Annotated in this window: 19 protein-coding genes; 9 read left to right on the top strand and 10 right to left on the bottom strand. The window is 45.7% G+C overall.

The genetic code is table 11. The features are described 5' to 3' along the window. Window positions 1-36 precede the first annotated feature (36 nt). From ruvB to aspS, 5 genes are all read right to left on the bottom strand, one after another. A complete protein-coding gene (ruvB, locus tag R7Z77_RS09235) occupies window positions 37-1,041 on the bottom strand; it encodes a Holliday junction branch migration DNA helicase RuvB (protein WP_005378312.1) in 1,005 nt (334 codons plus the stop codon). Between the two features lie 286 nt (window positions 1,042-1,327). After that, window positions 1,328-1,939, bottom strand: coding sequence for a Holliday junction branch migration protein RuvA (gene ruvA / locus R7Z77_RS09230; protein ID WP_017820041.1), 612 nt, complete (start codon window positions 1,937-1,939; stop codon window positions 1,328-1,330). Between the two features lie 67 nt (window positions 1,940-2,006). Then, complete coding sequence (gene ruvC, locus R7Z77_RS09225) at window positions 2,007-2,528, bottom strand: crossover junction endodeoxyribonuclease RuvC (protein ID WP_005387909.1); 522 nt, start codon at window positions 2,526-2,528, stop codon at window positions 2,007-2,009. 92 nt (window positions 2,529-2,620) lie between these two features. Continuing rightward, window positions 2,621-3,367: a YebC/PmpR family DNA-binding transcriptional regulator gene (locus tag R7Z77_RS09220; RefSeq protein WP_005378402.1), complete on the bottom strand. Its 747-nt coding sequence runs from the start codon at window positions 3,365-3,367 to the stop codon at window positions 2,621-2,623. 142 nt (window positions 3,368-3,509) lie between these two features. Then, window positions 3,510-5,288, bottom strand: coding sequence for an aspartate--tRNA ligase (gene aspS, locus R7Z77_RS09215; RefSeq protein ID WP_005378401.1), 1,779 nt, complete (start codon window positions 5,286-5,288; stop codon window positions 3,510-3,512). 273 nt (window positions 5,289-5,561) lie between these two features. Here aspS and R7Z77_RS09210 point away from each other — a divergent pair, with 273 nt between their 5' ends. The 7 genes from R7Z77_RS09210 to R7Z77_RS09180 all read left to right on the top strand — a co-directional run bounded on the left by R7Z77_RS09210 (window position 5,562) and on the right by R7Z77_RS09180 (window position 12,204). Then, entirely contained in the window at window positions 5,562-6,428 is an 867-nt protein-coding gene (locus R7Z77_RS09210) for a DUF72 domain-containing protein (protein WP_064367988.1), read from the top strand. 93 nt (window positions 6,429-6,521) lie between these two features. Next, on the top strand, window positions 6,522-7,259 hold the full coding sequence (gene cmoA, locus R7Z77_RS09205; RefSeq protein WP_017635063.1) for a carboxy-S-adenosyl-L-methionine synthase CmoA: 738 nt from the start codon (window positions 6,522-6,524) through the stop codon (window positions 7,257-7,259). An 81-nt stretch (window positions 7,260-7,340) separates the two neighbouring features. After that, window positions 7,341-8,312: a tRNA 5-methoxyuridine(34)/uridine 5-oxyacetic acid(34) synthase CmoB gene (gene cmoB, locus R7Z77_RS09200; protein ID WP_053307473.1), complete on the top strand. Its 972-nt coding sequence runs from the start codon at window positions 7,341-7,343 to the stop codon at window positions 8,310-8,312. A gap of 276 nt (window positions 8,313-8,588) precedes the next feature. Continuing rightward, a complete protein-coding gene (locus R7Z77_RS09195; RefSeq protein ID WP_005378391.1) occupies window positions 8,589-9,335 on the top strand; it encodes an ATP-dependent zinc protease in 747 nt (248 codons plus the stop codon). Between the two features lie 11 nt (window positions 9,336-9,346). After that, window positions 9,347-10,852 (top strand): inactive transglutaminase family protein, encoded by a 1,506-nt coding sequence (locus tag R7Z77_RS09190; RefSeq protein ID WP_005378389.1) that lies wholly within the window; start codon window positions 9,347-9,349, stop codon window positions 10,850-10,852. Between the two features lie 3 nt (window positions 10,853-10,855). Continuing rightward, window positions 10,856-11,824, top strand: a complete 969-nt coding sequence (locus tag R7Z77_RS09185) for an alpha-L-glutamate ligase-like protein (RefSeq protein ID WP_005378387.1) — start codon at window positions 10,856-10,858, stop codon at window positions 11,822-11,824. Between the two features lie 227 nt (window positions 11,825-12,051). Next, window positions 12,052-12,204, top strand: a complete 153-nt coding sequence (locus R7Z77_RS09180) for a hypothetical protein (RefSeq protein WP_005378381.1) — start codon at window positions 12,052-12,054, stop codon at window positions 12,202-12,204. A gap of 143 nt (window positions 12,205-12,347) precedes the next feature. Here R7Z77_RS09180 and mukB read toward each other — a convergent pair whose 3' ends face one another. Genes mukB through cmoM form a run of 4 tightly spaced genes read right to left on the bottom strand, consistent with a single transcriptional unit; the run spans window position 12,348 to window position 19,651 of the window. After that, the gene (gene mukB / locus R7Z77_RS09175; protein WP_213967403.1) at window positions 12,348-16,811 is read right to left on the bottom strand and encodes a chromosome partition protein MukB; all 4,464 of its coding nucleotides are present in this window, start codon (window positions 16,809-16,811) and stop codon (window positions 12,348-12,350) included. A gap of 2 nt (window positions 16,812-16,813) precedes the next feature. Next, window positions 16,814-17,539 (bottom strand): chromosome partition protein MukE, encoded by a 726-nt coding sequence (gene mukE / locus R7Z77_RS09170; protein ID WP_005378379.1) that lies wholly within the window; start codon window positions 17,537-17,539, stop codon window positions 16,814-16,816. Continuing rightward, window positions 17,520-18,857, bottom strand: a complete 1,338-nt coding sequence (gene mukF / locus R7Z77_RS09165; RefSeq protein ID WP_017634722.1) for a chromosome partition protein MukF — start codon at window positions 18,855-18,857, stop codon at window positions 17,520-17,522. The genes mukE and mukF overlap by 20 nt, the downstream gene beginning before the upstream one ends. Before the next feature lie 2 nt (window positions 18,858-18,859). Next, window positions 18,860-19,651, bottom strand: coding sequence for a tRNA uridine 5-oxyacetic acid(34) methyltransferase CmoM (gene cmoM / locus R7Z77_RS09160; RefSeq protein ID WP_025766915.1), 792 nt, complete (start codon window positions 19,649-19,651; stop codon window positions 18,860-18,862). A 114-nt stretch (window positions 19,652-19,765) separates the two neighbouring features. Here cmoM and elyC point away from each other — a divergent pair, with 114 nt between their 5' ends. Further along, window positions 19,766-20,551, top strand: coding sequence for an envelope biogenesis factor ElyC (gene elyC / locus R7Z77_RS09155; protein ID WP_005387893.1), 786 nt, complete (start codon window positions 19,766-19,768; stop codon window positions 20,549-20,551). 72 nt (window positions 20,552-20,623) lie between these two features. On the opposite strand, the gene torR is transcribed toward elyC, so the two are convergent. After that, the gene (gene torR / locus R7Z77_RS09150; RefSeq protein WP_005378370.1) at window positions 20,624-21,334 is read right to left on the bottom strand and encodes a two-component system response regulator TorR; all 711 of its coding nucleotides are present in this window, start codon (window positions 21,332-21,334) and stop codon (window positions 20,624-20,626) included. Window positions 21,335-21,600: 266 nt separating this feature from the next. Here torR and torD point away from each other — a divergent pair, with 266 nt between their 5' ends. Continuing rightward, window positions 21,601-22,248, top strand: coding sequence for a molecular chaperone TorD (torD, locus tag R7Z77_RS09145; RefSeq protein WP_017820035.1), 648 nt, complete (start codon window positions 21,601-21,603; stop codon window positions 22,246-22,248). The last annotated feature ends 432 nt before the right edge of the window (window positions 22,249-22,680 follow it).

Raw genomic sequence — 22,680 nt, 5'->3', positions numbered from 1 at the left:
TGAAGCGCTGGGCAACAACGGCCCAGCGAGGGAATCTTATTTTTCAATTCCGAAATGCAAATACGCACGATCTGTCGCGATTCTTCCACGCGGAGTGCGTTGTAAATAACCTTGCTGAATAAGATAAGGTTCAAGAACGTCTTCAATAGTGTCCTTTTCTTCACCTATCGCCGCTGCCATGTTGTCGAGCCCGACCGGACCACCACCAAATTTTTCCATAATCGCGAGTAGTAGCTTACGGTCCATGTAATCGAAGCCTTCGGCGTCCACATCAAGCATATTCAACGCCTTATCGGCAACATCGGCACAAATGTGACCATTGCCTTTTACTTCCGCATAATCACGAACACGACGTAGCAAACGGTTAGCAATACGTGGTGTGCCACGCGCACGTCTTGCCACTTCCAATGCACCTTCAGGTTCCATTGATAAACCTAAACAATCCGCGCTTCGCTGCACGATATCTTGGAGGTCTTTTATCTTATAAAACTCAAGGCGCTGAGTAATACCAAAGCGGTCGCGCAATGGTGACGTTAAAGAGCCCGCTCGGGTCGTCGCACCAATTAACGTAAATGGTGGTAAATCGATCTTAATAGAACGAGCGGCCGGACCTTCACCGATCATAATATCCAGTTGATAATCTTCCATCGCCGGATACAGCACCTCTTCAACCATCGGGCTCAAGCGGTGAATCTCATCGATGAACAACACATCGTTTTCTTCGAGGTTGGTTAACAGCGCGGCCAAATCGCCTGCTTTCTCAAGTACAGGGCCTGAAGTAGTGCGAATGTTCACTTCCATTTCATTGGCAACGATGTTCGCAAGTGTGGTTTTACCCAAACCTGGGGGACCAAAAATCAAAAGGTGATCAAGTGCTTCGCTACGTAACTGAGCAGCTTTAATGAAGATCTCCATTTGGTCACGGACATGGTCCTGACCTTGGTAATCCGCTAATTTTTTTGGCCGAATAGCACGATCAATGACATCTTCATCACGAAAGGCAGGGTTTTCTGGCGCGATTAAACGATCGGCTTCAATCATCTTTTTACCTTGAAAAATGGTTACCTGAAAGAATAATGCCGCTCGTTTAACAGCAAGTGGCATATTTCTATATCTCGTCATCCTGTACAGCGACGAAGGAGCGTGATACAGGATCTTCTATCCGAGCGATTTATGGTCAAATTGTTTCATTAACCGCTCAGCGTGCTGCTATTAGATTCCCAGTCTCGCCAGGCTCGCTGGAATGACACAAAAAACATCGTTAAGCGATTGGCATTAACCTTAGAGAATGAGTTATCTTGAACAAATGTTCACTGTGCAACCAGCGTTACACCATTGATTTTAGAGCTTCACGGATCATTTGCTCACTGCTCATGTCCGGTTTAGCGATCTGAGATACCACTTTCGACGCTTGAGTCGGCTTGTAACCTAGAGCTAGAAGCGCACTGATTGCTTCTTCTTCCGCGTTGTTGGATGTCGCACTAGAATCCGCAGGAGCAGCATCCGTAAATGGTGTAAATAGATCGCCAGCGCCCCACCCTTTCAAGCGGTCTTTCATTTCAACAACCAATCTCTCTGCGGTTTTCTTGCCAACGCCTGGAAGCTTAACCAGCGTAGAAACGTCTTCATGTTCCACACAAGTAACAAATTGCGTTGCTGTCATACCAGAGAGAATACCAAGACCGAGTTTAGGACCAACGCCATTGGCTTTGATCACTTCACGGAAAAGTGCTCGTTCTTTTACTGTGTTGAAACCGTATAGCAATTGCGCATCTTCACGGACAACAAAGTGAGTATAAATAATGGCTTCTTCGCCAACATTTGGCAGTTCGTAAAAACAGCTCATTGGCATCTGGACTTCATAGCCAATGCCATTAACTTCAATTAATACTTCAGGTGGTTGTTTTTCAATCAGTATGCCACGAAGACGTCCAATCACTATAAATACTCTTTGGAAATGAATTTGCGACAGGATAATAAAGAACTGGATAGACATCCAGTTAATTTTAACGGTAGCGCCCTTTTCTGGCACTGGTTGCTTTGCCCGCTAACGCAACGAGAGTCTTGTTAGTATTGGCATGACAAATCGCCACACCTAAAGCATCGGCTGCATCCGCTTGAGGCTTGGCGGGCAATTTAAGCATCTGCTGAACCATATGCTGAACTTGCGCTTTGTCCGCGCCACCAGTGCCGACGACAGCTTGCTTAATAAGACGAGCCGCGTATTCAAATACCGGCAACTCCGCATTCACCGCAGCAACAATTGCACTGCCACGAGCTTGGCCAAGTTTTAGCGCTGAATCCGCGTTTTTGGCCATAAACACTTGCTCGATCGCGAAAACGTCCGGTTGAAACTGGGTAATGATTTCCGTGACGCCTGCATAAATCTGTTTAAGCCGACCCGGAAGTTCTTTTTCTGAAGTACGAATGCAGCCACTACCAAGGTATTGCAAGTGGCGTCCATTTTGACGAATGACCCCATAGCCGGTAATGCGCGAACCTGGGTCAATGCCCAAAATAATTGACATGAATGTTCCTAAAAATGAGGCCTAATTCGGCCTCAGTCTTTTTATTATTACTTGCTAACTTCGGAGCAAATACCGCTCCCGACACCTTGAGTTTAATCTAGCGTAGCCGCAACGTCGTCAGAGATATCACCATTGTGATAAACCTCTTGAACGTCGTCCAGATCTTCCAAAGCGTCAATCAAACGAAGTAGTTTTGGCGCAGTATCCGCGTCCAAATCTGCTTTCGTAGATGGGATCAGCGACACCTCCGCGTTCTCTGCCTCAAAACCTGCGGCATCAAGGGCATCTTTTACGAGTCCAAAGTCGCCTGGGGCCGTGTAGACATCAATCGAGCCATCTTCTGCCGTTTCAATGTCATCAGCACCACTTTCTAATGCCACTTCCATTACCGCATCCTCATCTAAACCTGGGCCATATGAAATCACGCCTTTCTTGTCGAAAAGATAGTTGACGCTACCATCCGTCCCCAGATTACCGCCTGACTTTGAGAATGCATGGCGTACGCCAGATACCGTACGATTTCGGTTATCCGTCATACATTCAACCATGACCGCCGTACCACCTGGACCATAACCTTCATAGATCACGGTTTCCATGTTGTCGTCGCCTTCACCACCAGCACCTCGGCTGACAGCGCGGTTGACAGTGTCACGTGTCATGTTGTTAGACAGTGCTTTATCAATTGCTGCTCGCAAACGTGGGTTATTTTCTGGCTCACCGCCCCCCTCTTTTGCCGCAACAACGATTTCACGGATTAATTTAGTAAAAATTTTGCCGCGCTTCGCATCTTGCGCTGCTTTACGGTGACGAATATTCGCCCATTTACTATGACCAGCCATAATTCACCTTTTAATGTATTTTGACGCTTAATAACAAAACATGTTCTAAAAGCGTTGCTTGGGAAATTGCTTTGGAAGTTTCTTGGGTTTATTTAAACAAAAACTCCCGCAGTTGCGGGAGTTTTCTTCAAATGTTGTGCGCTTATTCTGCGTCTTTTTCTTTCGCTGCAGTTACTGCGATTGCTAGCTCTTCTAGCGCTGCTGGGTTCGCAATACTTGGTGCGTCTGTTAGTAGACACGCCGCTGCTGTTGTTTTAGGGAACGCGATAACATCACGGATGTTCTCTGTACCACATAGCAGCATTACTAGACGGTCTAGACCAAATGCAAGACCAGCATGTGGAGGCGTACCGAATTTCAGCGCATCAAGCAGGAAGCCGAACTTAAGCTGTTGCTCTTCAGGTGTGATGCCTAGAATATCAAATACGGCTTCTTGCATATCTGCGTTGTGGATACGAACAGAGCCGCCGCCCACTTCGTAGCCATTTAGAACCATATCGTAAGCGTTAGAATTTGCCGCAGCTGGGTTTGCTTTTAGCTCTTCTGCAGTCACACCTAGAGGCGATGTGAATGGGTGGTGCATCGCGTGTAGGTTGCCTTCGTCATCTTCTTCGAACATTGGGAAGTCAACAACCCATAGTGGAGCCCATGCAGACTCATCCGTTAGCTCTAGGTCTTTACCTAGTTTCAAACGTAGCGCACCCATTGCTTCTGCAACGATGCCCGCTTTATCAGCGCCAAATAGGATAATGTCACCAGATTCCGCTTGAGTACGATCTAGAATGCCGTTGATCACGTCTTCATTTAGGAACTTAGCGACTGGAGATTGGATACCTTCCATGCCCGCTGCACGGTCGTTAACCTTCATCCAAGCTAGACCTTTCGCACCGTAGATGCCAACGAATTCACCGTAGCCATCAATTTGCTTACGAGTCAGAGAAGCACCACCTGGAACGCGAATAACGGCAACGCGGCCTTTTTCGTCGTTTGCTGGACCTGAGAATACTTTGAACTCAACGTCTTTCACTAGGTCAGCAACGTCTACTAGTTCCAGTGGGTTACGTAGGTCTGGCTTGTCAGAACCGAAACGACGAATCGCTTCGCTGAACGGCATTACTGGGAATTCACCTAGGTCAACGTTTAGTAGCTCTTGCCACATTTCACGAACCATTTTCTCAGTCGTTGCACGAACTTGGTCAGCCGTCATGAATGACGTTTCGATATCGATCTGAGTGAATTCTGGTTGACGGTCAGCACGCAAGTCTTCATCACGGAAACACTTAACGATTTGGTAGTAACGGTCAAAACCAGACATCATTAGAAGTTGTTTGAATAGCTGTGGAGACTGAGGAAGCGCGTAGAAGCTGCCTTTGTGAACACGGCTAGGTACTAGGTAGTCACGAGCGCCTTCTGGAGTCGCTTTTGTTAGGACTGGTGTTTCGATGTCTAGGAAACCGTTGTCATCTAGGAAACGACGAACAAAGCTAGACGCTTTAGCTCGTAGCTTGATGCGGTCGCTCATTTCTGGACGACGTAGATCTAGGTAACGGTACTTCAGGCGCTGCTCTTCAGAGTTCTTTTGGTTGAAGTCTAGAGGCAGAACATCAGAACGGTTGATGATTTCAAGACCTTTCGCAAGGATCTCAACTTCACCTGTTGCCATGTCTTTGTTTGCTTGGCTCTCTGGGCGAACGCGCACTTCACCCGTTAGTTTGATACAGAATTCATTACGAAGTGTGTTCGCCACTTCATACGCATCCGCCATATCTGGATCAACAACTACCTGAACGATACCTTCGCGATCTCGCATATCAATAAAAATAAGACCGCCTAAATCACGACGACGGTTAACCCAGCCGCAAAGTTCTACAGTTTGTCCTGCAAGGGACTTGTTCAGGTGACCACAGTAATGGGTACGCATAATGAAATTCCCAATCTCTCAAATGTTGTTAACTACGCTCTGTCAGCCTCATTGCTAAGCAGAGTAAAGATTCAGTTATACGCTGAATGTCCACGAAAATCGACTACTCAACATACAATTACGTGTGTTTTATCATTCACTGGTGCTTTTTAGTACAACAAATGTTCAAAAGCGCACCAAAGCGAAAAAATTGGGGAGGATTATAGCGTGAAATTACCTATTTCAGCAAAACTCTCGTAAAGTATTCACACGAGTAGCAAGCAGTAAAGAATAATGGATAACTTACCTCTTCGACTTGGATTGACGATGTGGTCGCACAATCAATGGCAACAAAGTTTTTACGGCAGCGGGACAAAGCCCGCTGAACGTTTAGAAAGGTATGCGCAAGTGTTTCATACCGTGGAAGGCAACACGACATTTTATGCCACACCGACGCTCAATACAGTGCAAAACTGGAGAGCCGCAACCCACGATGATTTTCGCTTTACTTTCAAACTTCCTAAAGCCATTACTCATGAGCAAATGCTAAGAGGTTGCAGCGAACAACTGAGAGACTTCATGAAAGTCATGGAGCCTTTGCATGACCGTGTAGGCCAATGGACAATTCAATTACCAGCCGCATTTGGTCCTGAGCACCTTGATCGACTGAAAAAGTTCTGCGCGAGCTTTCCACCTAACTTCCCTCTCGGTGTTGAGGTTCGCCATATGGCATTTTTCTCCAAAGGCGAAGAAGAGCGAGCACTTAACCAATGGTTAGTAGAGAATAATATTGACCGCATTATTATGGATAGCCGCCCAGTCTTTGCCGCTAAGCCCGACAATGAGGCGATTATTGATGCACAAATGAAAAAACCACGAGTCCCTGTTCACGCCATTGCTACCGCTTCACATCCTTTGATTCGCTTTATTGGTCATCCAGAAGAACAACAAAATTACGAGTTTTTTAAACCATGGCTCAACAAGTTGCCACAATGGATTGCCGAAGGTAAACAGCCATATGTCATGATCCATACCGCAGACAATATAATTGCGCCAGAGTTGGCCGCAAACCTATATAAAGACATACAAAAGCGTATCACACTCCCTGAGTTATCACCTTTCCCAGCTGACGATGGCAACTCGCAGTTACAGATGTTCTAACGCAACACATGACAGAGGCGCGAAATTCCCATAAAATACGCGCCTTTTTTGGTGCCTGACATTTTCAGGCGGCTTGTATGCAGAGACTTAGTTATGAACCCTAAGAGCAATCCAGATACTATTTTTTCGGCTCCAATCGATAAAATTGGGGATTTCACGTTCGATGAACGCGTAGCGGAAGTATTTCCTGACATGATTCAACGATCGGTACCGGGTTACAGCAATATCATTTCTGCAATCGGTATGCTGGCAGAGCGTTTTGTAAAACCTCACTCAAACATCTATGACCTTGGCTGTTCTTTGGGTGCTGCAACATTGTCTATGCGTCGCCATATCAAACAAGAAGGTTGCCAAATCATCGCAGTGGACAACTCTCCTGCGATGGTTGAGCGTTGTAAACTTCACGTCAACGCTTACCGCAGTGACACTCCTGTGGATGTAGTAGAAGCAGACATTCGCAATATCGAAATTGAAAACGCGTCAGTGGTGGTGTTGAACTTCACTTTGCAATTCCTCTCTCCAGAAGATCGTTACTCCTTGCTCGAGAAAATTTACGCAGGCCTGCGTCCAGGCGGCATTTTGATTCTATCGGAGAAATTCGTCTTCGAAGATGAAGTTTCGAACGAACTGTTAATTGACCTTCACCACGACTTTAAACGTGCGAATGGTTATAGCGAACTAGAAATCAGCCAAAAGCGCAGCGCGATAGAAAACGTAATGCGCCCAGATTCAAAGAAAGAACATAAAGAGCGTTTCGCTAAAATTGGCTTTTCTAGCTACGATGTTTGGTTCCAATGCTTTAACTTCGGCTCCATGTTCGCGATTAAATAGACCATGCATACAAAGCCTGAACCATACCGATTTCGGCTTTTGTTAATAATTTATACCCATCAACTCAGCGATTAACTAACTATGTTTAACTTTGCAAATTTCTACCAATTGATTGCCCAAGACACCCGTCTTCAACCTTGGCTTAATGTGCTTCCACAACAGCTAACGGATTGGCAAAATGCAGAGCACGGTGACTTTGGTCGCTGGTTGAAAGCCCTGAACAAAATCCCAGCGGGTAGACCGGACAACATCAACATTGTTGATTCTGTCACGATTTCAAACAATGAGCCCATGCCTCAAGGGGAACTTAAAAAGCTAGAAAGCTTACTTCGTACATTCCATCCTTGGCGCAAAGGCCCATACAACGTACACGGCATCCATATTGATACTGAGTGGCGCAGTGATTGGAAATGGGACCGCGTGCTTCCGCATATTTCACCATTAAAAAATCGCAGCGTACTCGATGTAGGTTGTGGTAACGGCTACCACATGTGGCGCATGCTAGGCGAAGGTGCACGCTTAACTGTCGGTATCGATCCATCTCACCTGTTTCTAATTCAGTTCGAAGCAATTCGTAAACTAATGGGCGATGACCAACGTGCACACCTATTGCCATTGGGTATTGAACAACTACCTAAGTTAGAAGCGTTCGATACGGTATTCAGCATGGGCGTGCTTTACCATCGCCGCTCGCCTCTCGATCATTTAGTGCAACTAAAAGATCAATTGGTATCTGGTGGTGAACTCGTATTGGAAACACTCGTGATTGAAGGTGATGAGAATGCAGTACTGGTCCCGACTTCTCGTTACGCGCAAATGCGTAATGTCTATTTCTTCCCTTCAGCAAAAGCCCTAAAAGTGTGGTTAGAATTGGTCGGTTTTGAAGATGTTCGTATCGTTGATGAAAACATCACATCCGTAGATGAACAACGTACCACAGATTGGATGACGCATAACTCTCTACCTGACTACTTAGATCCGAACGACCCAAGCAAGACTGTAGAAGGCTACCCTGCCCCTCGCCGCGCGGTTCTTGTCGCTCGCAAATCATAATTCGCTGAGATTCCTGACATTGTCTTAACTCATTTTACGAGTTAAGACATTACCCTCTTTCCTCGTAATGAGCGAGTTTGATTTTTGAATCCATTTTTCACGTCAAAATATAAGCACGCTCTAAATAAGGATGCGCTTTTATGTCCTTGATTTTTGGCTTTTCATCACTATTCCTCAAACAATAAGTAATAGAGAAACATTCTTACTTGTGAGGCTTTATCGATATAAGCTAAACTCCTAAAAAATAAACAACTTAATCCAATCCCAAGGTTTTCAATGTTATTACGATTGACCCCGATTGTTGCCATCGCCTTACTATCTGGATGCTCACTAACCAAAGGCGAACAGTACCACCAAGAAACGTTAGCGGCGATTCAAAATTCAGAAGCGAATGTCAATAATCGCATTACCAACCTAGAGCTACAGCTCAGCAACCAATCGGACTATATCGACAGCCTTGAAGAACAAGTCGATAAACTACAGGTTGAACTTCTTACATTTCGCGATGAAGCAATGGCAGAAGTAAAAAAACCGAAAGAGCCGATTATTGTCCAATCTCCCGCTCCTGTGGAACCAACCCCAACTCACGATATTGTCCTTGGCTCTATCGAAAAGGTCACTGTAGAGTCGATTAAGCAAACTTTTGATGCACGTATCGACACTGGTGCCGCGACGTCGTCTTTAAATGCCGTTGATATTGAAGAGTTCGAAAGAAATGGCAAAAAATGGGTCCGATTCCACTTAGCAGACACCAGTAAATCCGAAGAAGAGAAAAGTACTTGGATCGAAGCTCCTGTCATTCGCTACGTCAAAATCCGCCAGGTTACCAGTGAAGAGTTAGAACGCCGCGCTGTGGTAGAACTTTGGGTGCGCGTTGGAAAAATTCATGAAAAAGCGCAATTTACGTTGGCAGATCGCTCACATATGAACCATCCTATTTTACTGGGTAGAGAATTTATGCGCGACATAGCACTTGTCGATGTAAGTCGTACCTATATCCAAACGGACGAAGATAAAAAATAATAAGGTAGATTATGACGTCAAAAATACCGTTTTACCTTTCTATCATCTTATTGGTGATTGCGGGCATTGCTCTGAGTGTTTTCAGACATGAAAACTACGGCGTGCCTTGGACGCCAGGCGAAACTCGCCAGGTATGGGATGTAGAAGCTCGTATTGAGTTCAATGCTAACGGCAACGAAGTAAAAGCGTCACTTGCAGCACCTCATACACAAAGTGGTTACACACTTATCGGTGAATCTGCTTCCTCATCAGGTTATGGCGTTTCCTACATCAATGACGATTCAGGCCGTCGTGCAGAATGGTCAATTCGCCAAGCTCAAGGGCCACAAACCATATACTACAAAGCCCAGTTCTTAGTAGACCCTCAGGCTAAAGTCACTCCTTTACCGCCAACGGAAGACATTACGCCACCAACGCTATCAGCACCACAAGCAGCAGCGGCAAATGCCCTTATCGAACGTGCGATGAGTCGCTCAGCCGATAATGTGACGTTTACTCGTGAGCTTATCAAAGCGCTTAATGACCCAGATAGCCAAAACTCGTCGCTACTACTGAACGATTTCAGCCGTACTGATGCACTGCATAATATTTTGCTTACCGCAGGTATACAAAGCAAAACCGTCGGTGTTATCGAACTAGAAGATGGTCGTCGACGCCAAACAATTCAACCAATGGTTCAGGTTTGGTCAGGTAAAGATTGGGTACTGTTTTCGCCAAAATCCGAACAAAAAGCAGTGAAACCCAACTTGTTAGTGTGGGATGAATCAAACGTATCCTTACTTGACCTTGTTGGTGGTAAAAATAGCCAAGTGCATTTCTCGATGATTAAGCAAGAAATGACACCACAACAAGCTACAAACAACAAAATAGAAGCAGATGGATTACTGAATATTTCAATTCATAGCTTACCTTTGGAAGAGCAAGCGATGTTCAAAACCATCATGCTCATCCCTATTGGTGCTCTGATCGTTGTGTTCTTGCGTGTGATTATCGGCCTGAAAACATCCGGTACCTTCATGCCTGTGTTGATTGCCGTTGCTTTTGTTCAAACTCAACTATTAACGGGTATTGTCGGTTTCTTGCTAATTGTAGGTACAGGCCTGATTATTCGAAGCTATTTGTCTAGGTTGAACTTATTGCTGGTAGCAAGGATATCTGCGGTCATTATTACCGTTATCATGATCATCTCGGTGTTCACCGTTGTTGCGTTTAAGATGGGCTTAACGGAAGGCCTAACAATTACCTTCTTCCCTATGATAATCTTGTCTTGGACGATTGAACGTATGTCAATCCTATGGGAAGAAGAAGGTGCGAAGGAAGTTGCTCTGCAAGGTGGTGGTTCATTGCTGACAGCGGTATTAGTTTACCTTGCAATGACGAACTCATACATTCAACACTTAACCTTTAACTTCATTGGTCTACAGTTGATTGTTCTGGCCGGTATTCTATTACTAGGTACTTACACAGGTTACCGCCTCACTGAGCTACGACGCTTCAAACCACTAGCGGAGGACTAAACGATGTTCGAAAGTTTTACTTCGCCGTCTAAGCTTCGCCATAAAGGCATTATGGGGATGAACAAGCGTAACCACAGCTATATTGGCCGTTACAATGATCGTTCTAAATACCCACTTGTCGATGACAAGCTAAAGACCAAAATTATTGCACAGGCAGCAGGAGCAACAGTTCCTGCCCTGATCGGTGTCATTCATAACCAAGCTGAAGTTAAGACTATCCACAAAATGGTTGAAAACTGGCCTGGTTTTGTAATCAAACCTGCACAAGGTAGTGGCGGTAAAGGCATTCTGGTTGTTACGTCTCACAAAAACGGGGTATATACCAAACCCTCCGGCTCTACAATTGGTAGGGATGAGGTCGAGCGTCACATTAGTAATGCGCTTGCTGGCCTTTTCTCTCTTGGTGGTAAAAATGACGTTGCTGTGGTTGAAAACTTAATCAAGTTTGATGACTGTTTTGATGGCTTCAGTTATGAAGGCGTACCAGATGTTCGGATCATCGTATTTAAAGGTTATCCAGTTATGGCGATGATGCGCTGTTCTACAGCGGCTTCCGACGGCAAAGCAAACCTTCACCAAGGTGCGGTAGGAGTAGGCATTGACATCGCGACAGGTAAAGCCGTCAGAGCGGTGCAGTTCGATCATCCAGTGACTCATCACCCTGATACAGGTAAAGACCTTTCGACCCTTCAAGTACCGCATTGGGAGCGCTTGCTGGAGCTTGCGTCAAGTGCCTGGGAAATGACAGGTTTGGGATACATGGGTACGGATATGGTGCTGGATAAAGATGAAGGGCCTATGGTTTTAGAGCTTAACGCTCGCCCTGGTCTGGCAATCCAAATCGCTAATGGTGCAGGCTTGCTTCCTCGTTTGAAACACATAGAGAGCCTTGGCACACCTGCTGAGTATCCAAAACCGATTGAACGCGTCGCTTACGCGGCAGAGCAGTTCGGTGTGAAGCCGTTGTTCTAACCCTTCGACATAATGTTCGTTATTACTCGCCAGTAATTGTCATGATTACTGGCGTTTTTGTTCCCGCATCCAAAAACCTTGCACTTGCTCTCCTTATTAAACACATCCTTCTCATATATAAGTTGAATCAATGATCGAGCTAACAAAATCAACATAGATCGTTTCTTTTCTACTTTGCCTTTTGAGTATGATGAGAGCTCCCCTTACTCAACTTGAGAGGTTGGGAAATGCTAATAAAAGAAACAAATAATGATGAACCAGAGCTTGAAGAACAAGAGAGCTTAGACCAACACCTACAACGCTTGTCTGAGCTTTCTGTCCAAGCACTTGAAGAGCTTGCTGAAATGATCGAAGTCAGGGACGATATTCCAGAGGAATAAACGTCGCTTCCTCATTAAGTTCCGCTAATAAGCCGAGACTGCCGTCCTACAGTCTCGGCTTGTCTTATGTTGTTCGAAGCCTGCCTCGCAAACAGATACAAAAACGCCCGCGTTCATTGCGGGCGTTTTGTTAGATTCGAAGTTTACGATTCAAACTCTTCAATCATCTCTTGTGCTTCAGTCTTAGGCTTATCCGTTTGACCAAAACCACGCAGACCAACCACGTGTACGTGTTCGTGATCTTTAAACACCTTACGCACCAGTTTGTAGGTCGTACCTTTCTCTGGGCTGATGTTTTCAGGTGCCGCGATAAGAAGCTGCATATCCAGACGGTCACACAATTCGAACAATGTCGCGATCGATTTCGCATCCAGACGCGCTGCTTCATCCAAGAAAAGCAAACGACAAGGCACAATGTCTTTGCTGCGTAGACGACGAGACTCTTCTTCCCAGCTTTGAACAACCATCAGAAGGATTGACTGACCGGTACCGATCGCTTCACCTGTTGATAGCGCGCCAGACTCTGCTTGTAGCCAACCGTCTGTACCACGGTTCACTTCTACACTTAGCTCTAGGTAGTTACGGTAATCCAGTAGCTCTTCACCCAGAACCTGAGGAGAACGTTGACCCATATCGATATGTGGGTTCACGCGTTGGAACAGTTTCGCCATTGCTTCAGAGAAGGTAAAGCGAGTCGATTCAAACAGATCTTTATGCTGCTCCTGCTGTGTCGCTAGTCCGTTCAGTAGCACTTCGTGACTTTCACGAATCTTCACGTTTAGACGTACGCCCTTCACCTGACCAAACGAGATGTTCGACAAACCTTGGTTCAGCATACGAATACGGTTTTGCTCACGCTGAATCGTCTTCTTGATGATGCTCGCTACTGACTCAGAGCTGATCGCTAGACGGTTTTCACGTTGCGTTAGCTCTTCCGTTAGACGCGCCAGCTCGACTTCCATCTCTTCGATTGCTTCAACTGGGTCATCAGTACGGATGATATCCTGACGAATACGCTCACGAAGGTGTTGGTATACAGCAATATAGAACAGAACTTTACGCTCTGGACGTGCGTTATCTTCTGATAGACGCAGCGCATCACGCAGGTCGTCATTGTTCGCAACCGCTAGACGCAGCGCCCCCAATGATTTATCAGACATAGAACGCAGCTCATCCGCAGACATGTAAGCCAGTTCACGCTTGTGTAGACGACGCTCAACATCGTTCTCACGCGCTAAACGAAGTACTGAACACCAGCCAGCTTTCGCTGCAACCACGAAGGTACGCAACTCAACATATTCTTTCTGAACTTTCTTCAGGCGTTTCGCCAAGCCTTTCATCTCTAGTTCAGTAGAGGTGATCGTGCGCTCGTATTCGCTCTTACGACTGCGAGACGTGTGTAGACGCTCGTGCAGTTCGTCACGACGACGCATTGCACGTTCTTCTGCACCTTCGTCCGCGTTCACGCCAAACTCTTGAAGTTCTTGTTTGAACTCTTGAACCGTTTCCAGTTTCGCTTGGTGTGAACTCTTCAATGATGCCAATACTTGGTTGTATTGGTTCATTTGACCTTGCGATTGTTTCAACTCTTCACGAGAGCGTGTACGCATTTGTTCAGCTTGAACCAGTTTAGCTTTTAGCTGCTCACTCAGTTCGCTACTCTTGTTCAGTAGGTCTACTGAATCTGAGTAAGCGAAGTAGTGACGACGTTCAACGAGATCCGAGAGTGCAAAGATTTGCTTCTTAAGATCTTGTAGCCGCTCGTCTGCCGCTTTGTATTCTGCTTCTAGTGCATCGAATTGCTCTGGGTCAGCATCAAGCGCAGACGCAATATTCTCTAATTGCGCGACGGCTTTTGCATGGTTGCTTAAGAAGTTCTTCGCCTCTGCAAGCTGAGCGATTTTCTCTTCTAGCTCATCAAAACGCGCTTGCAATGACTCATCTTCAACAAGCACCATGTGTGACGCTAGCTTGTCCAGAGAAGACAACGCTTGCTTGCTGGTTTGAAGCTGAGAACGTTGTTGTTGCTCTTTCGCATCCAGATCCGCCAGCACGCGAGCAATTTGGTTACGCTTATCACGAATAGTTGCCAGTGCTTGTTCTGGATCGGCGTCAAAAGCAACCTGAATGTGGTTAGACACAAATAAGTTAAACGCTTGGTACAAGCGCTGCATTTTCTGAGAATCAAACGCCGCTTTTGCGTGTTTCTCTACCACTTCTTCTCGTTCGTTACGCAGCAACTCTAGACGCTGCTCACGTGCCGCGCGGCCAAACAATGGGATCTCAGGCAAGCGAGAGTAACGCATTTGGCGATCGTTCATACGAACGCAAACCGCGCCCTCTAACTCTTCTGCATCGAACGAGCTGTCATCAAAGGCATCGATGTCACCTTCAATGATGTACAAGTCTTCTGGACAGTCGTCTAGCTCTACCAGTTTTTCTTCGATGCCTGACAAGTCAGAAACAACGATAGCGTGACGAGCCGGACCGTACATCGCACTGAAGTAAGGCGCGTCATCAATCGTGATGTCATCGTAGATCTCAGACAGCAATACACCGCCCAGCGTATCTGCCAAACCTTTCAGGCGAGGGTCATTTGAACCACCAGGAGAAGCAAGACGCTCAATCTCAGCGTCTAGCTGGCTACGGCGCTCAGCAAGCTTATCTTTAGCTAAAGACAACTCCCTTTCTTGTTCAAGGACAACTTGCATGTGGTTCATTACCGCATGGCGATCCTCAAGTTCTTCACCGCTCTGCTCTCTCAGTTTCTCTAGCGCATCGTTCGCCGCAATCCAAGCTGGTGCTATTGCTTCAAGCTTACTGATTTCTGCCACCGCGTTTTGCTCTAGACGGCGCTGTTCACCACGCTGATCACGAACTTCTTCTTGAGCTATCTCTAGTGATTCGATTTGCGTCGCATGACGTTCACGTTCTTGTTCAAACGTAACCTCATCGGTTAGTTCAACGTGATATTGCTTTTTGTATTCAGCAACCAGTTCACGTGCTTGACGCTGCTGGTTAAGGCTGCGTTCGAGATCACGGTGTTGTGCTCGCCATTGTTGTTCGTTTTGTGCAATTTGTTGTGACTCACGCGCTTTCGCAATTGCAGTTTTCGCATGCTCAGACGCGTCTTTGCGCTCAACTTGACCAACGATGCTTTGTACCAGTTTAAGCGCGGTTTCAAACTGCTCTGCCGCTGCAGAAGACATGTCCAGTTTGTGCTTAACCGATAGCAACGAATTGGTGCTTTCTGATTCTTTGTTCTTAAGCTCAGAGACAAGCGCTTGAGCCGATTCCGCCGTTAGGCTGTCATCGCCAAGTAGTTGCTTCGCTTTCTCCAGCGCTTGAACTGCTTGTTGATATTGAAGGGCGCGAGTTTGCTGAACGTCAAGAGCTTGCTGGTAATCAGCAAGTTGCGTCTTAAGGCTATCCACCTCTTCTTCTGCAACGGTAGCTTGCTCTTCAGCCATCATCACGCGTTCTTGCGCTTCTTCCACTACCATCATTTGTTCTTCAAGACGCTCGCTCAGCTCTTCAAGATCTTCTTGGTAGCGTTCGATCTTCTCTTGCTGACGCAGCGCGTTTTGCACCAGTTGCAAGTGATCAGAAGCCGCTTGGTAGTCTTGCTCTAAAGAAGATTCTGACTCGATCAGCAGTTCCAGCTCTTCTTGAACGCGGTTAAGCAGATTGTTTTGCTCAATCAAGGTTTCGCGAGAACCAAATAACTCTGAACGCAAAGACAATGTCTGTTCTAGTTTTTTACGGCGCTCGTTGGCATGGCGCATATAGTCCGCTGCCACGTAGTTGGTCGACTCTGTAATCAAGTGTTTGAACAAGTCACGATCTGCTTGCGTGGTTTTGATCGCTTCTAGCGTCATGCGGTTTTCACGCAGTGCCGATTCCATATCTTGGAACGCTTTTTTCACGCCGCCGTTTTGTGGCAAAAGGTAGTCACGTAGCGAGCGCGTAATCGCACTTGAGATACCACCGTAAAGCGATGCTTCGATCAGGCGGTAGAATTTAGAACGGTCACCAGAGTTACGCAGTTTCTTCGGAATCACACCGAATTCAAACATTTGTGCGTGGTAATCCACGATAGAAGAGAACGCTTTGAACTGAACGCCTTCAAATTCCGCGATCGATTCTTTTACTTCGTTGATTTGACGTACACGAGCTTGAGTCGCAGATACGCTTTCAACCAAAATATCCGTTGGTTTCACATGGCTTGGAAGACCTTGGATCACAAACGGTTTGATGTCTACTTTCTTATCACGACCCGCAACTTGCTGTAGTTTTACTGCAAACAATAGGCGTTGGTTACGTGAGTTCACCACGTCTAGCGCCGCATAACATGCGCCCGGCTGTAGCTTACCGTACAAACCTTTGTCGCGAGACGATTGGCTGCTGCCTGCTTCTGTCGTATTACGGAAGTGCAGTAGCGTTTGGTCAGGAATCAATGCGGTGATGAACGCCGCCATTGTGGTTGATTTACCTGCACCGTTACCACCTGATAGCGTGGTGACCAGACCATCGATGTCAAACGTACGGGCAAAGAAGCCGTTCCAGTTGACCATGGTCAGCGATTGGTATTTACCGCGTTCAATCATGCTCATGCTTCACCCTCTTCTGTTGTTTCTTCTTGGGCTTGGTCGTCTTGATCTTCTTCAGACAATAAGCTGCCTTGGCTTGGCTCTTTGGTGTGCACTACTGCTTCACCATCACGGATCAGACGCAGCTGCGCTTCACGCATGTCATCGCCAATACGTACATCGGCACCAAAGCGGAATACCGCTTCACTGATGCTGAATTTACCGGTTTCACCGATGTTGATGATCATGCCTAGGCGACGCAGACGACGAAGTGACGTACGTACTTTTTCAAACAGCTTTTCTTTATCGAGGTCAGAACCAGTCGCACGGTTCGTCACTAGCTTCATCAGCTTGTTTTCATCTGCTAGAGCAAGCAGTTCGTCGTACAGCTCTTGGTTAGTGAAGATGCCTTCGTGCGCAAGACGCTCTGGGCTTAGATAAAGGAAACACAGTACCTTACCCACCAGCATATCCAGTTCAGAAAGAACACTACGGCCAATCAGAGACGTTGAACGAGGACGAAGATAGAAGAAACCTTCTGGCGCTTTCACCAATTCGGTGTTGTAGCGTTGGTAGAAAGAAGAAAGCTCAAGTTCGAAATCCGACAGCAACGCGTGGTTGTCTAGATCTTCACTTGAGATATGACGCCCTGCTCGAAGCATGCTGTCTAGCGCTGGGAACAGAGGGTTAGAAATTGCTTTTGCCAGATTCTCTGACATGTATTCATTAGTATCGGTCGATGACATTCGCTTGTACCTTTGCCCCAAATTCGTTGATTGCTTTCCAGTCTGGTTGAATCGCTTGGTAATCCGATTCTGAATACCCTAGACGTACAGCTTGATCGACGATAATGCGAGCTAAATCAAAATGATGAGTGTAAGGGTGCTGTGCAAGGTAATCTCGCAGTACCACACTCAAATCGATTGGTGTGCCTTGATCTTTATGCGCTTTTAGCATGTCACCAATTCGTTCAGACAGCTCATCATTGACTTGTTGAAACTCTTCGTATTCTACTTCCATCGGAACTTGACCCGTTACCTCGTCATCACGCAGTACTAGGGCCTCATCACGAAGGTCAGAAAGCCTCTCCGCATCTGCATAAGTCAGATACCAAGGCGCATCGAAGTAATCTTTGACAGATTGACGCAGACGCGAGCTAAACGCACGGTTCTTATCCATATCGATTGCAGTACGAATAAACTTGTGCACGTGTCGGTCGTAACCAATCCAAAGGTCGATCGCTTGCTGGCCCCAGCTTGTGATTCGGTCCAGCTTCATTTGCAGACCAAACAAGGCTTCTTCGATAAACTCCAGCTCAGGGTCACCGTAAACAATTTCTTGAATATCGAGGATCTGAGTTTGCAGTTCATCACTGGCGGCTTGCAGCGTATCTTGAAGTTCACGCAACGTGCTTGATGTTTCTGACAGAAGTGCTTCACAGTTGTTGATCGCTTCGCGCCAGTCTTTGTTAAGCAGGTCAGCAATCTGTTGTTTCACTGACTGTTGCTGCTCATCCATAACACGTTGGTTGAGGTCAATTTGATCGAAGATTTCGCCTACAGAATATTTTAAAACACCGTATACGTTTTTCTTCCAGTGACCCGGTGTGCCACCTTTTTGTGCTGCCTCAATCGCTTTCGCCATTTCATCCGCTACCATGGATAGCTGGATAGATAGACGCAGTTTTGAGAACTCACGATGACGCACGTAGTAGTCGGTTATTCCTATCGCTAATGGCGACAAGCGGTAAATGCTCGCTCCGTCAGTAATCTCACTGACAAAACGGCTCATAAGACGCTGCTTAACCATCTCGTTGATCGCATTGTTCGCACGAAAAGCGGAGGCTTCGCCGGTCTCATCAAATAGTCGAGTGACGATGGCAAATGCATCATGCAGTTCACCTTCACCCAGTTCTTCATCGAACCTTTCATTACTCAGTACGGCAATGGCTATCAAAAATGCCAATCGCTCTGTGGTCAGGTTCAACGAGAAATCGTGCTGCTTAACCCAGCCAACCAGCTCATCGATTGGTTGCTCTGCAGCATTGAGAGTCATCTCACTCATTGTTATTCCTGTTTATCGTTCTTTTTAGCCCACACATGAATGTAGCGGCCTAATGAGAGGTATGGCTCTTGTCGACAAAGTTGTTTTTCTAGCGCCAACACATCTTCAAACTCGTAATCACCCATGTATTCCATATTGCCTATGTAATCACTAAATGAGCGAATACCAGATTTGCCACAAATATTAAAACCTGAATTTTCTATCCACTGGTAGACTTCTTCAGGTTTTAAGCCTTTTTGCGGCTGTAGTTTAAATCTTTTTCGGTGAGGCATGCCGTCTAATATATGAGGAATGTTGCCACAAACCACGTTTTTATAGACTAAACCGTGGTGGTTGTAGAACATGACTGATGCGATACCTCCCGGTTTTACTTGTTCAAGAACTGTTTCAAGTGCGGCCTTAGGATCAACCAGCCACTCCATCACAGCGTGGAACATAACCAGATCGACCTGTCCATCCATATGTTCACCGATGGATTGGACAGGCGAATGAATCAGGCGATACTGCTCAAGCAAACCGTTTTTTTCAATATCCTGCTTAGCCAACTGCAGCATTTCCGAAGATAGATCACATAAAGCGATTCGATGTCCGAGCTTAGCAAGCTTTTGCGACATTTGTGCCAAACCACCACCAGCGTCCAACACTTCTAGGGGTTGCTGGTCAGCATCTAATTCACTTAGAATCTGTAGAAAATCTTCCCACACAATGATTTGGCGGATCTCCCCTTTATCGGAGCCGTAAATATTTTTTGCAAATTTGTGGGCGATATCGTCGAAATTGCGGTCTTCTGTCACTTCTGCTGAGTTATCATAACGGATTGTGCCGCTATTCTGGCACAAGGAAAGCAGGAATAAAGAGGGATACCCTCATTTTTATTATCAATTGATGTTTTTTCGGACTATTTATGTATGTTTGAGCTGAAAAAAGTAGTGTCAGCCATGCTTATGCCCCTTCCGGCATTGCTGCTGATAGGCTTGTTGGGTCTTGCTCTCATTAGTTTTACTACAAAACGTAAAACTGGCTGCTTCGTTGTTCTATTCTCTTTTGTTGGCATTTTTCTTGTTGCCTTCCAACCTGTTTCAACCAAGCTTCTTATGCCGTTAGAGCGAGAGCATAAAGCCTTTTTGCCAGTTTCTGGCACCATCGACTACGTGATGGTTTTAGGGAATGGTCATGTTATCGATGACGAAATTCCACCCACCTCGCAGTTAAGCCGTGCAGCATTAATGCGCTTAACTGAGGGCATTCGTATTTTAAGAATGTATCCAGGCGCGAAATTAATCTTATCCGGCTATGCTGGCGGATCTGAAATTAGCCACGCGCGAATGATGGCGAACGTTGCCCTTGCGTTGGGAGTCGCGAAATCCGATATCATTTTATTAGAAGATGCGAAAGATACGTGGGAAGAGGCGCGTCAAGCGGCTGCATTCGTTCAACAAAAGGAGATTGTGTTAGTCACTTCTGCGAGTCACATGAGCCGTGCATTGTATGAGTTCAACGCAGCAGGCATTAAACCAATCCCAGCCCCGACCAACTTCTTAGCTATTAGCGAGATAAGTCAACCTTGGGATAAATACTCACCTAAAGCGCGTTACTTAGAACAAACAGAGCTTTATTGGCATGAGTACTTGGGCAGTATTTGGCAAAGGTTGCGTGATACTGTCGGCCAAACACCAATGGTTGAAGCAAACTAGTATTATCTTGAAGCCACAAAAAAGGAGAGCCGAAGCTCTCCTTTTTCTTTTTACGATTGAGTTATGTTCCAACTAGTCACCAGCAAACATATAGCCTTCGCCGTGTACCGTTACAAAAATCTGTGGGTTCTTAGGATCGAACTCCATTTTTGCGCGCATACGTCGAATAAGAACATCAATGGTGCGGTCATTCGGCGCATCCACTCGATGGCTGATCATGTTCAAAATACGCTCACGACTTAACACCTGGTTAGGATAAGACGATAATGCCACCAAAAGTTCATACTCTGCTTTAGTTAGTTTTACTGGCTCACCGTTGCGGCTAAGTGCGCGACGTTGAATGTCGAATGTCCACTCCCCAAAGCGCACAATGTGCTCTTCACTGGTTTCATTCGCTTTCGAGCTGCCACTGCGCGCTGCTGAAATACGCCACAGCAAGTTTTTAACGCGAACTAACAGCTCTCTCAGTTCAAAAGGTTTTGTCACATAATCGTCAGCACCCATTTCTAGGCCTACGATTTTATCAATGCTATCCGTGCGTCCTGTTACTAATATGATACCAATATCCGATTGGCTACGTAACTCACGAGTAAGCATCAGGCCGTCTTCACCAGGCAGGTTAATATCCAGCATGATCAGGTCTACATCGCCCGCTTGCAAAACTTCACGCATTTCTGCGCCACTCTCTGCTTCGCTGACTTGGTAGCCCTCATTTTGGAAATATCCCGCAAGCTTACTACGAGTTACAACATCATCTTCTACGACTAATACGTGATAGCTCATTTACACCACTTTTCTGTCTTCTTATTATCCAAGACGTATTCTATTCATAACTAGTAACATTTCTAGTCATAGATACATTAAAACGCAAGATTTAGCGTTTTTATTGATTCAAAACAAGCTTGCCCATTGCTATTAATAAACGGTCATTTTTGACCATAAAACATAACAATTATAGTTACTGCTATTCATTTTAATTGATTACACTTAGGGGATATCCCTAATTGACTTTGTGATGCATGACTTGAAGCATCATTCAGGAGCCCAAAATGCAAGAAGTGAAAGCTTTTAATGAAAAACGCGCTGAAATTTACTGGTGGTTTTCGAGCTTGTTCGCAAAAGAACTAACAGAGAAAGAATTGGAAGCCTATCACAGTGTTGAAATTCGCAGTTTTCTCGCAGGTTTAGGTGAAAATGAGTCGCTAAAACCAGCCGTTGATAGCCTAGTTGATGCGCTGAATCGGTTACAAGATCGTGAAGATGCACAACTAGAGCTTGCAGCTGACTTTTGTGAACTGTTTTTGAAGACAGAAAAATACGGCGCTCTTCCTTACGCATCCATGTACATTGGTGAATCAGGTTTACTGAATGACAAGCCAGCTGAGGAAATGGAAAAGTTGATGGCTGAATTTGGCGTTCAAGTAGACGAAAACCTAAAGGAACCTGCGGATCACTTAGCCGTTGAGCTCGACTTTCTCGGGAACATGATTATCCGCTCAAACGAGCTTGAACAAGAAAAACACATGGAAGAAGCCTTCGTTAAACAAAACGACTTTATCCAGCAACAATTGATGTCTTGGTTACCTCAGTTTTCAGACAAATGTAAACAATTCGACGAATTTGGATTTTACTCGAGTGTCGCGAAACTATTAGTTGCATTTTGTAAACTAGACAGCGCCTACCTTCTTGGTGAATAATTGCCGCCTATTTTTAGGGAGCCTGCCTATCGGGCTTCCTGTATGCCTGAAAGTGACCAATTGTAAGTAACTTGGGTATAATATTCGTTTGCCTTAACTTAGCGCAAAGACGCTTGGTTATTTAGCAGTCAAAATGTGACTTCAAATACACAAATCTCTTGCTGAAAACATTGCTAGTCAGTTCACATAGGGCTAAAATGTGAGCGCAAACGATTAAATATGATTTATATGTAAACCGCTGAAATATAGCGGTTTTTGTGTTTTCTTAACAGGTTGATGGCAATTTCTCATCAGATAGAAAAAAGATAAAATTCATCGACCGATGCTGCTACGTACCCTTTTGTCGCACTTGGATCAACCGCTGCCGAGACACTTAGCGCCAATTTTATATTGCTAGGTGTGAAACCATTAGAGCATCAGGTACATCCAATA

The organism is Vibrio sp. 1401 (assembly GCF_033340295.1).
Note: the sequence above shows the minus strand (reverse complement) of the source record. Positions and strands in the feature narration are given on the sequence as shown.